8 protein-coding genes are annotated in these 11,230 nt (G+C 47.2%); 4 read left to right on the forward strand and 4 right to left on the reverse strand.

Annotated elements, in window-relative coordinates; genetic code table 11:
* The first annotated feature begins 161 nt into the window (after window positions 1–161).
* Window positions 162–1,382: a glycoside hydrolase family 27 protein gene (locus VIP81_RS01510; RefSeq protein WP_331956709.1), complete on the forward strand. Its 1,221-nt coding sequence runs from the start codon at window positions 162–164 to the stop codon at window positions 1,380–1,382.
* A 274-nt stretch (window positions 1,383–1,656) separates the two neighbouring features.
* Here the strand turns inward: VIP81_RS01510 and VIP81_RS01515 are convergent, their stop codons facing one another.
* Window positions 1,657–3,309: a sodium:solute symporter family protein gene (locus VIP81_RS01515; RefSeq protein WP_331956710.1), complete on the reverse strand. Its 1,653-nt coding sequence runs from the start codon at window positions 3,307–3,309 to the stop codon at window positions 1,657–1,659.
* A 57-nt stretch (window positions 3,310–3,366) separates the two neighbouring features.
* Entirely contained in the window at window positions 3,367–6,246 is a 2,880-nt protein-coding gene (locus VIP81_RS01520; RefSeq protein ID WP_331956711.1) for a glycoside hydrolase family 2 protein, read from the reverse strand.
* A gap of 258 nt (window positions 6,247–6,504) precedes the next feature.
* Here VIP81_RS01520 and VIP81_RS01525 point away from each other — a divergent pair, with 258 nt between their 5' ends.
* Both VIP81_RS01525 and VIP81_RS01530 read left to right on the forward strand, forming a co-directional pair.
* Complete coding sequence (locus tag VIP81_RS01525; protein WP_331956712.1) at window positions 6,505–7,383, forward strand: AraC family transcriptional regulator; 879 nt, start codon at window positions 6,505–6,507, stop codon at window positions 7,381–7,383.
* Between the two features lie 22 nt (window positions 7,384–7,405).
* Complete coding sequence (locus tag VIP81_RS01530; RefSeq protein ID WP_331956713.1) at window positions 7,406–7,795, forward strand: DUF1801 domain-containing protein; 390 nt, start codon at window positions 7,406–7,408, stop codon at window positions 7,793–7,795.
* Between the two features lie 6 nt (window positions 7,796–7,801).
* On the opposite strand, the gene VIP81_RS01535 is transcribed toward VIP81_RS01530, so the two are convergent.
* Window positions 7,802–8,089, reverse strand: a complete 288-nt coding sequence (locus VIP81_RS01535) for a hypothetical protein (protein WP_331956714.1) — start codon at window positions 8,087–8,089, stop codon at window positions 7,802–7,804.
* A 205-nt stretch (window positions 8,090–8,294) separates the two neighbouring features.
* On the opposite strand from VIP81_RS01535, the gene VIP81_RS01540 reads away from it, so the two are divergent.
* A complete protein-coding gene (locus VIP81_RS01540; protein WP_331956715.1) occupies window positions 8,295–10,793 on the forward strand; it encodes a hypothetical protein in 2,499 nt (832 codons plus the stop codon).
* 36 nt (window positions 10,794–10,829) lie between these two features.
* Here VIP81_RS01540 and VIP81_RS01545 read toward each other — a convergent pair.
* The coding region (locus VIP81_RS01545) for an ABC transporter permease (protein ID WP_331956716.1) at window positions 10,830–11,230 on the reverse strand (401 nt) is incomplete at its 5' end.

The following is an 11,230-nucleotide window of genomic DNA, read 5'->3' on the forward strand; positions in this document are numbered from 1 at the left end:
TTTGGCTGATATTGAATAATGAAGGTATTGTATAATATAGGGGAGATGTTAAGGATATTATCCTTCTTATAAACAAAATTAGCAAACTGTCAACCGCCCTTACCGGCGCTTTCCTTTCTCGGGCGTAATGCCTATTTTGTACCCTGAACAATGAAATAGTTATGAAAAAGACAGGTATATTTTTCGTTTTGCTTTTAGCGGCGGGCCTTTTACAAGCCCAGGAAAAAGCGCCCACGCCTCCTATGGGGTATATGACATGGAACTTTTATGCTGATAAAATTACGGAGCATGATATCCGCGACATAGCGGATGCCATGTCGGCCAATGGATTGCTGCAGGCAGGTTTCAACTATATTTTCATCGACGATGGATGGCAGGGAGGACGCGACAACAAAAATAATATGATCCCTGATCCAAAGAAGTTTCCTTCAGGAATGAAGGCACTCTGTGATTATGTACACAGCAAAGGATTGAAACTGGGCATCTACTCAGATGCTGCACAGCTTACCTGCGCCGGTTATACCGCCAGTCTGGGTTTCGAAGATCAGGATGCCAAAACATTTGCTGCCTGGGGAATAGATTATCTGAAATACGATTACTGCGATGCCCCCGATGACTGGCAAACAGCCATCCAGCGCTATTCCAAAATGGCCAATGCGTTGGCACATAGTGGCCGGGATATCGTATTTGGTATTTGTGAATGGGGCAATCGCAGTCCCTGGCTGTGGGCAAAAAAATCAGGCGGACAACTATGGCGTATTTCTGCCGACATCCGCGATAAGTGGCAAAGTAAAGTGGCGCCCAAAGAACCCAATGACCTGCATCGTACCGGCGCCGGTATTTTAGATGTGCTGGACATCAACACAAAACTCAGTACTTACGCAGCACCCGGAGGATGGAATGATCCTGATATGCTGGTAGTTGGGCTCTACGGCCGCAAAGGCCCTTCCGGCGATCTGGGAGGTACTGGTTGTACCGATATAGAATACCAGAGTCAGATGAGCTTATGGTGTTTGCTCGCCTCTCCGCTCATGATCAGTTGCGATGTCACCAATATGAATGAGGCCACCAAAAAAATCCTTTACAATAAAGACCTGATCGACATTGATCAGGACCCATTGGGTGTACAGGGCGAAAGTAAATTCAGAAAGGATAACTGGCAGGTAGTGGTAAAACCACTGGCCAATGGCGACGTGGCAGTAGGTATTCTCAACCGTGGAGATCAGCCCGGCACTTTTAGTGTAGCCCTTGCCGATATGGGATTGCCTTTTGCTTACCAGGCAAAAGATGTATGGAGTAAACAAACCAGCTCCTGGAATAAGGCCCTGACATTAAAGATAGATGCGCACGAAACCAAAGTATACCGGTTACATAAAAAGTAAATAGCGCTTTACTATAAAAGGGACAGCCTTCAGATCACCTGGTCTGAAGGCTGCCCCTTTTATACCCTTTTACATTTTCAGCTATTTCAGGATTGTTTTACTTTGAATGACAGGAAGGTCATGAAAAGTCCGAACAGTAAAAATATACCGCCGCTCCAAAGGTTGGCTGCCTCCGTGGGGGGCACGCATCCATATGCGAGTAACAGTAATCCGGTCAGGATAAAAAAGAGTCCAATAACAAAGCGGAGATCAAGAAATCTATCCATATCTGTAGTTAAAAGAAGATGATGTTAAGTGCTATCGTAAATATCAATACTGCAATACCCAGCCACAACGGATTTTTATACCAACGTTGCTCGGCATCCTTAATCCTCGCAGTGAGACTATACACCAGTCCTTCCAGTTCATGATCCGGTTTGGGCGTGGTGAAAAGACTCACCACCACCGTCACGATCAAACAGGCCAGGAAAGAGATGTAGGCAATGGTGAAGGCCTGGCTGGTGCCCGAATAAAAATCGGTATAATGATAAATCCATCCACCTTTACCTTCTGCCACAGAAATACCATGAACAAAAGCAGCCGTAAGAGTACCTGCCAGCAAGCCCCAGAAAGCGCCGTTTCCAGTGGTTCTTTTCCAAAACATGCCCAGAAAAAAGGTGGCAAAAAGTGGTGCATTTACAAAGCTGAATACCAGCTGCAATAAATCCATGATACTATTAAAACCACGCGCCACATAAGCCGTGGCCACAGAAATCAGGATGCCTGCCACAGTAGTAATTTTTCCTACATACAGGTAATGTTTTTCAGAAGCATTCCGGCGGATATGTGTTTGGTAGATGTCAAAAGTCCATACGGTATTGAAAGCAGTTACATTACCTGCCATCCCACTCATGAAAGAAGCAATTAATGCGGTAATACCTACCCCCAGCAAGCCATTGGGATAAAAGCTTTTGAGCAGTAATGGCAAGGTCATGTTATAATCTGTTTGTCCGCTGGCATTTACCGGTAACTGAAATCCGTCGAACTGGTGTTGCAGCGCCAGGAGTATAATACCGGGTAGAATAACGATTAATGGCATGAATACTTTCGGGATGGTAGCTATCACGGGGGTTCTTCTGGCTTCATTCAGATTGCGGCTGATCATGGCGCGTTGTACCACCAGGAAATCTGTACACCAGTATCCGAAGGCCAGTACAAATCCCAATCCGAATACCATGCTTACTGCGTCTACGCCCATAGGGTTCTTTTTGGGGGAAGACAATCCTTTCCATACATGCAGTTTGGCATCGTCTACATGTTGCATAATGCCTTCCCATCCACCCGCTTTATGGAGTGCAATGTATACCAATGGTGCAATGCCAAGCACAATCAGAAAGAATTGCAATACTTCATTGTATACGGCGCTGGTGAGTCCTCCGAGGAAAATGTATACCAGCACAATGCCGGCGGCTAGCCAGATAGAAAAATCGAAATCCCAGCCCAGCATTACCTGCATCAGCATCGCTAATGCATACAGGGATACGCCGGAAGAAAAAACAGTCATGCCTGCAAAGGTGAGTGCATTGAAGGTCCTGGTTTTTTCATCGAAGCGCAGCTTCAGGTATTCAGGTACGCTGCGTGCTTTGCTGCCGTAGTAAAATGGCATCATGAATACGCCTAAAAATATCATGGCCAGTGTAGCGCCCAACCAATAAAAATGCACCGTATATAAACCATATTTCGCGCCATTGGCCGCCATGCCCAGCACCTCCTGCGCACCGAGGTTCGCGGAGATGAAGGCCAGGCTGGTGATCCATAGTGGTATATTACGGTTGCTCATCAGGAAATCATTTCCTGTTTTTATCTTCCTCTTCAGCATCAGGCCAATGCCCAGCACAAATAAGAAGTAAAGGGCAATGATGCCATAGTCTATCAGTTCTAAATGCATAACGTTGACATAAAAAATGTAGGCCGGCGCACCGGTAAATGGAATATTGATTTCTTTTTATTCAATAATAAACCGCACCATACCTTTAACTTTCCGGGAGGTATTGGCAGCGCCCTGGTAATTTCCCCAGGCAAGGCTCCAGTAATCCCATTTGTCTGATATAATAAGCCATTGTTTACCATCGGGATCGATTTGCATTTTTGCAGACTGATTCCCTTCAGAAACCACTTTAATACTGCCCGGTAATTTTTTGCCGGAAACGATATACTCCCGGATATTTTCCTTTTTCGCACGATAGCTTTCCGAAGCGTTGTTGGTGGCTTTGGCTTCATCTGTTGTTCCTGCGAGGTAGTAATCTGTCATGTCTGCTGCCATGTTGGAAGATGGGCGCTCGCGGTAGTGATACACTGCTCCGCTGTTTTTATCGGCGCTGCCCTGTATGGCGGATAAATGCCCTTCGGGGTAAGTAGACCAGTAGCCTTTACGCTGCCAGCTTATTTTGTCCATGGCGGCTGATACCGGCACGCGAATACCGATATCCCAGGTATGCGCAGGAATGCTGTCTGCTTCATATGCTACTTCCACAAGGCCAGACGGATACATGGTAATGTCCATTTTTACCGGATATTTTCCATTTACTCCCTGTAGGTGATAGGTGCGGCTATTGTTATTGTTAGTTACATTCGCTTCACTGATATTGGTAGCGCCGGAGAATTTTCCTTCGGTATTTTTAAACGCATTCCAGTTTACCGGGCTGTTGATCAGGATATCAGGCATGCCGGTGAGTATCGCCACGTTGTTGATAGCCGTACTATCGGTTACGCCTGCACGCTGCCCTTCGCTGACAGATAAACGGCCATTGCGGATCGTCTTCCCGCCGTTGGGCGTTTGTGTGACGGTCCAGCTGCCGCTTACAGCTGGCAGCCGCAGGGACGGAGCTGGTCCCCAGCTAATCATTTCTTCATCGATCAGCTGTCCATTGTTGCTGTAAAACTGCAATAACGCCGATGTGGTGGCTATTTTTTTTGTATCGAACTGAATGGTGCCTGTTTCGTGAGGCGCCACCACCGGTAGTTTCAGGGAAAAGCTTTTTCCGTTGGCAGATACTTTACAAACCACCGCCGCCAGATTCAGGTGATCAAACCTGTTTTTGACAGGTATTTGAAGCATGCCTGCTGCATCAGCGGCAGGAAAAACGGTGGCGCCTATACGAATAGGGGAGTAGGCCTTTTTAGTATTCCAGAATTCCGCTTTTTTTCTACGCCACACGTCGATGATGCCCCAGGGACCATATCCGGTTACTTTGCCCGGCAGATGAAATGTTTCATCTATCATGCCCCAAATGGCGCCACCGGTATTGCCTGGTACATCAAACCTGTTAAGCCAGGTGGTATCCATACTGCGGCCCCAGAAGTCTTTCGTATTAGGATCATATTTGAGCAAGCCGGTATTATAACAGGCCACGTGAGCCCACTCATCGCTTAGCAACGGAAAATCCGGATGGATCATGTGATGATCTATTCCACCCATATCACCGGCAGTACCGTTGTAGAGCGGATAATGCCCTACCGCAATATCGAAGCAACGCTTCCCTTCTTTGAGTGCGCTGGTGGGCCAGGACCAGGATACCGGCCTGGAAGGATCTATACGTTTTACAAAATCATATTCCTGCTGAAAGTTGCTGCCGTAGTCACTTTCGTTGCCGATAGACCACATAATGATGGCGGCATGATTTCTATCTCTGTCGATCATCTCACTCAGCTGACCCAGGTAACGCGAAGTATAAGCAGTATCATTTTGAGTAGCACTGTATTTGTTATAATCTCCGCCTCTGTCCTGGTCCACGAAGCAAATGGCGGTTTCCTCCTGCACATAGATGCCGTAACGGTCGCAAAACTCCAACAGATCCATGGTGGGAGGGTAGTGCGAGGTGCGGATAAAATTCATATTGGCTTCTTTCGCCAGCACTACATCCAGGCTATCCTGTGCGCGGTGCGTGGATCTGCCCAGGAGCGGGTCCATATCATGATGACAGGCCCCTCTGAGTTTCACCGGGCGGCCATTTACCAGCAGCTGGTTTTTATCTTTGATGGTTACTTCTCTGAATCCGATATGTTGACGGATCGTTTCTGTAACAACACCGTTTTCGTAGAGCTGTACGGTGAGCAAATACAGTTCCGGCGTTTCGGCTGTCCAGGTTTTCACCTGTGGCAGGTTTATTTTATCGGTGATGTCGGTGGCAGCGGGTTTCAGTACAATTTTTTGTCCGGCGGCTTTTTGTCCGTCTGGTGTTGTAAGCGTCCAGGAAACGGATGCATTGGCAGCACGTTTATTTATTCCCATCTCCAGTGAAAGTTCCGCTGTGCGGAAATCAGCAGATAGTTTTGTACGGGTATAGAGTCGTGACAGATGCAGGGTAGGGCGGATCACCAGTTGTACGTCCCGGAGGATGCCACCGATAGGGTGATGGGCATATCCGGAAGCAAAGGAAATATCATCGATACGATCGGTCACTTCCACGGTCATTTGTACCGTTTTACCTGCTGCGGCATAAGGTGTGATATCGCATTCCCAGGCCGTAAACCCGCCGAAATGTTCGCGGAGGAAATGTCCATCCACCCACACGCGTGCGTGGCTGTAAACGCCATTAAAACGAATGGACATGGACTTGCCGGCGGCTTCTGCAGGGATGGTAATAGTACGACGGTATTGAAAGGGTTGGTCGTGTTGGATGTCGAACCCCTGCATGGCAGGTTCTCCCGGCACCTGTATTTTTTTCCAGGCAGTGGTATCCTTAGTCAGATTAATCTGCCAGGTACCTGCGATGCTGCTTACCGGGGTTTTTACGCCGCTGATGCTGGCAGGTAGTGGCGCAAGTGCCTGTCTTCCGGGAGCTATATAATCCTGTGCCTGTACGATATTTGACAACAGGAGCAAAAGCCCTGTGCAATTTATTCTAAACTTATTTATCATGGCCGGCTATCTATTAAGCGTTTGTTTTCAGCATTATCTCATCTATAGGTCGCAAACGCCATCCGTTGCCGGGTAGGCAGTTGGCATAGCGTTCACAAATTCAGCAGCAAATTAGGAGCGTTGAAGGGCTTGTTTCATAACTATCTTACCCAAAATATTAACTATATTGACCTATTTGCTGTTTTTATTCCAAAAATGGGTAATAATGTTTAATTTCCGGACATGAAAGCTAGATTGATTGATACGGGATTGGATGCCAACAGGCAATTCCGTGTGAAGCATGTAGACGAGTATTTTTTGAATTCCCCTTTTCATTTCCACGAAAGCTGTGAAATCGTGCTGATTGAAGAAGGGTACGGGAAGCGTATTGTAGGCGACCATATCGATGATTTTGATAAAGGCGACCTGGTATTTATGGGGCCTAACCTGCCGCATATCTGGCAAAATGATAATCTCTATTTTCAAAAGCGTAAAGACCTTCGGGTAAAAGCCACGGTACTGTATTTCGAACCAGCCATGGTGTTGAGCCTGGTGGCAGGTATGGACGAAGCGATAGCGGTACAAATGTTATTCACCAAAGCCTGCCGGGGACTTTCCGTTAAAAGCAGCACACACACGTACCTGTTGGAAAGATTTCATGCCATTCATGCTACTGATGGGTTGAAACAATTATCCGTGTTCCTGGAAATTATCGATGTACTGTCGAAGTCAGATGATTTTGACTATCTCGCCAGTGATAATTACCGGAATGCCATGACGATTAAAGATGCCGGCAGATTTAATGATGTTTATCAGTTTCTGATTACTAATTTTCATCGTGAAATTCCGTTGGAGGAAATTGCCGGTGTGGCAAGAATGTCTCCCACGGCTTTTTGTCGTTACTTCAAAGCCAGAACACAGAAATCATTTGTCACTTTTTTGCAGGAGATACGGGTATCGCATGCCTGCAAACTATTGCGGCAGGACCAGCTGTCCGTGATGGAGGTGGCGCTGGAAAGTGGGTATAATAACCTGGTAAATTTCAACAAATGTTTTAAAGGAATTACCTCGCAGAGTCCTTCTGAGTATAGAAAAAAAACAAGAAGCGAATTGGTTACGTAACGGGAAATTAAAAACGGGTCATATGAACGAAGAAATAAAAGCCTACAATGATTCGATGTCCGCTACGGACAAGGCTATCTGCCATCAATTGGCAAAAGAAATTGATGCCCACCTGAAGGGCGCCACCTGTAAAATATGGCACCGGCATCCGGTATGGTTTCTGAATGATAATCCGATTGTTGGCTATAGTAAATTGAAAGACAGCGTGCGCCTGTTGTTCTGGAGCGGGCAATCTTTTGAGGAAGAAGGACTGCAACCGGAAGGTACTTTCAAGGCGGCTGAAGCACGTTACACCGATGTAAAGCAGGTAGATGCCGGTCTGTTGAAACGCTGGCTGGACAAGTCCGCCACCATTCAGTGGGACTATAAAAATATTGTGAAGCGCAAAGGCGTCCTGGAACGGTTGCTGTAGTTTCTCCTATACCTTTACCCGCTGTAATAACTTCCTGCTCTCTTTACTTACAAAAGTAATCGGAACAAACTTGTCTGTAGGCGCGCCAATATAATATACGATCCACTCCGGATCGTGATGCGCCAGCATTTCACTGATACAGTCTGCCCGGTGTCCCATGGGATTGGAACAATCGTCCCAGTAAAACAGCTCCACCCGGTAGCGTAACTGCTGCTTTTCATTGTTAATCGTTACTTCAACTTCGATCTCCTGTTTACCCGGGAGAGGAGGAATAGGAATGACAATGTGACTCATAGTGCTGATATTATAAGCATACCTCCGCAAGAAGATGGCCATATCAGCGCAGTCAGTAACATCTATCACTTATGTATGGTTTTTTTCTATAACTGTTCATGCGCGGGCAGCCAGTGTCCGGAATCGGACACACCCTGCTTCGTACGCCGCCAACAAAGCCTGATTATTTTTATATCTTACCGGCGAATACCTGAAAACCTTTCCGATGACAAACTATAAGCAGCTATCGCTGATCGTTTATATTTTTTCGCTGCTGCTATCCCGGCAGGTTTCTCTGGCGGCTGTGAACACAGACCCAACGATCACGGAGGACCCTCCCCATAAAACCATTACCCTGACCGTGCCGGATAAAACATTGGCTATTGTGATAGATTATTCCAATGGTTGTTCCATCAAACAGTTAATTATAAAAGGGAAAAATGTGTTGTCAGCTAGTGGTATCTATACCGGTATCCGCACAAAAAGTGAGGTCTTTTCATCAGATAAGAGCAGCCGTAAAATCGTGCTGGCGGCCACGGCAAACGGGGTGTCCATCAGCGGAATCAGTTATGGTGGCGTGGAAGAAGAATGGAATTTTGAACTGGCAGGACAGAAAATAATATGGCACATTGAACGCGAATATAAACAGGATGCAGACCTGGAAGACATGGCTTTTCCCGCATGGCATTTTACCGATCTCGCGGTATGGAAAGGAGGCATTTTAGATAACGGTGGTATGGTGTGGTGCAAGTACCTGAAACAGGCCGGCGATACCTATGGCGTACATACCGGCGGAACCACCTTCTGGAACGCCCTATCCGGTGATGCACTACGGATCAACACAAAGCCCGAAGGCCCGGATGTAGTAGCCACAAAATTCACCCACGGCGCTAACAATGAATTTGTAAGTTCTCAACTTGTAACAGATGCTCTATTGAAGCAACGGTATCAACTCAGCCGGTTTGTATCAGGGAAAGAAGATGTGTTTGCCCCTTTTACAGTAAAAAAAGGCCGCATAAAAGTGACCTGCGAATTGCAGTATGTAGACTACCTCGCTGCATACTCACGAGGCACATTACCAGGCATAGATGCCGCTGCCGTACGTGAGTTGCTGAATACCACCGGGCGCTATGGCGTAGTGGATAACAATATCGTGGGTGGCAATGGTTGGCTCACCAACTGGAAATGCCTGCACGAACCTTTCTTCGCACAGATCGGTATGGCACTGAACGATCAACACTATACGAAAAACTTTTCGGCCACATTGAATCAGGAGCGTGATCAGGCGATGTTGCCGGATGGAAGGGTACTTTCCCGCTGGCATAATACCGCCGGTGATGAGATCCCGGGAACATACAACTCCGAAACCGGCTACTATGAAGCCATGTGGGGTTATACCATCGACTCGCAAACCGGCTATATCATCAACACCAGCGAGCAGTTTGATCTGAACGGAGATCTCAGCTGGCTGCGATCCCATCAGGCATCCTGTGAGAAGGCGCTTAACTGGTTGCTACAACGCGACGAAAATCACAACGGCATTTTTGAGATGAAGAATAATAATATCGCAGAAGCGAAATGCAGCGACTGGCTGGATATTGTTTGGGCAAGCTATGAAAATGCGTTTGTCAATGCCCAGTTGTACGAGGCCCTGACCCTTTGGGCCAACTGCGAAAAAGTATTGGGCAACGCACACCAGTCCGACTATTATTCCACCATAGCGCAACGGCTTAAAACCGCCTTCAATAAGCCATTGAACGCCGGTGGCTTTTGGTCGCCGGAAAAAAAACAATACGTTTACTGGCGTGACAAAGACGGTTCCGTTCATGGCGACAACCTGGTGACGCCCGTTAACTTTGCCGCCATCGCATTCGGGCTATGCGATGATCCGCAAAGAATATCCGGCATCCTCGATCAGATAGAACGCCGCACTACCGCCGAACATTTATTCCACTGGCCCCTGTGTTTCGATAGCTTTCAACGGGCAGAAGTTTCCGGCGGAAACTGGCCATTTCCCAAATATGAAAACGGCGATATCTTTCCCACCTGGGGCTACCTCGGCATCAGGGCTTATGCGAGTTACGACAAAGCCATCGCGCTTAAGTATATAGACAATATCCTCCAGCAGTATAAGAAGGATGGGCTATCTTCTCAAAGGTATAGCAGAACCACCCAGGAAGGTCTGGGAGATGATATTTTAGCCGGTATCAGCACCAGCATCACCGCACTCTATCGGGATATTTACGGCATCCGGCCAAAGTGGAACCGGATGGGCATTGAACCTAACATGACACCCGCGCTGAATGGGACCGCGTTTTCCTATACCCTTCGTGACACGGTATACCAACTAAAATTAGGCGTGGATAATTACACCATGCGCACAAACGGATTTTCCGTGAAAAGCAAAAAAGCATTCGGCGCCAACAGAAGCGAAAATATATTTACTTATTACCCCAATAACCAGGATAGTACCACGCTCCGCATAAACACCGGCACTGATCGGCCTCTGAGCATCACCATGGGCGAATGGAATGCCACCGAAATATCATGGACGGTGACTTCCCATGACAGGTATGCCTTTACAGTGAAAGGACTGCATCCCGGCGCGAATTATCGTATAGGCGTAAACGGTACTTTCCGTTCGGTGAAAGCGAAGGAAGATGGGAGTGTAACGGTGAAGCAGATTTGTACGTCGGCGACCAGGTTTGTGGTGAATGTTACTTAAAAGGAACATTCGCCTGCTCCTTTCAAGTAGCTAATATTATTCCGTGCGTAATCTTTCTATTGGGTTGGCGCTGGCAGCCCGGAATACTTTGGTTCCGATGATCACAGCGCAGGAGAGCAGCACAATCAGGAAGGTGCCAATGTAGGGAGCTGGCCCTGCATCAGGATGGTATTGGTAAATAAGCTGGAAAATAAATTTACTGGTAAACAGGTAACCCAACACCGAACCAATCACAAATGCTATCAGGAGTATGCGGATGAACTCCCGGTTCACCAGTCCGATAATTTGCAGTACCGATGCACCCAAAACTTTGCGGATACCAATTTCTTTACTGCGCTTGTCTATGTTCAACGAAATTTGTGCAAACAAGCCAGACGCCGACAACAGCAAGGTAATAACAGCCAGGAAGAAAGCGATCGATTTGAAGCTTTGCGTCA

It is taken from the genome of Chitinophaga sp., assembly GCF_036566945.1.
Lineage (GTDB): Bacteria > Bacteroidota > Bacteroidia > Chitinophagales > Chitinophagaceae > Chitinophaga.

Excerpts from the sequence above, each read along its gene's own strand:
- VIP81_RS01510 (WP_331956709.1), top strand. The coding sequence starts at position 162 with ATGAAAAAGACAGGTATATTTTTCGTTTTGCTTTTAGCGGCGGGCCTT.
- VIP81_RS01515 (WP_331956710.1), bottom strand. The coding sequence starts at position 3,309 with ATGCATTTAGAACTGATAGACTATGGCATCATTGCCCTTTACTTCTTA.
- VIP81_RS01525 (WP_331956712.1), top strand. The coding sequence starts at position 6,505 with ATGAAAGCTAGATTGATTGATACGGGATTGGATGCCAACAGGCAATTC.
- VIP81_RS01530 (WP_331956713.1), top strand. The coding sequence starts at position 7,406 with ATGAACGAAGAAATAAAAGCCTACAATGATTCGATGTCCGCTACGGAC.
- VIP81_RS01535 (WP_331956714.1), bottom strand. The coding sequence starts at position 8,089 with ATGAGTCACATTGTCATTCCTATTCCTCCTCTCCCGGGTAAACAGGAG.
- VIP81_RS01540 (WP_331956715.1), top strand. The coding sequence starts at position 8,295 with ATGACAAACTATAAGCAGCTATCGCTGATCGTTTATATTTTTTCGCTG.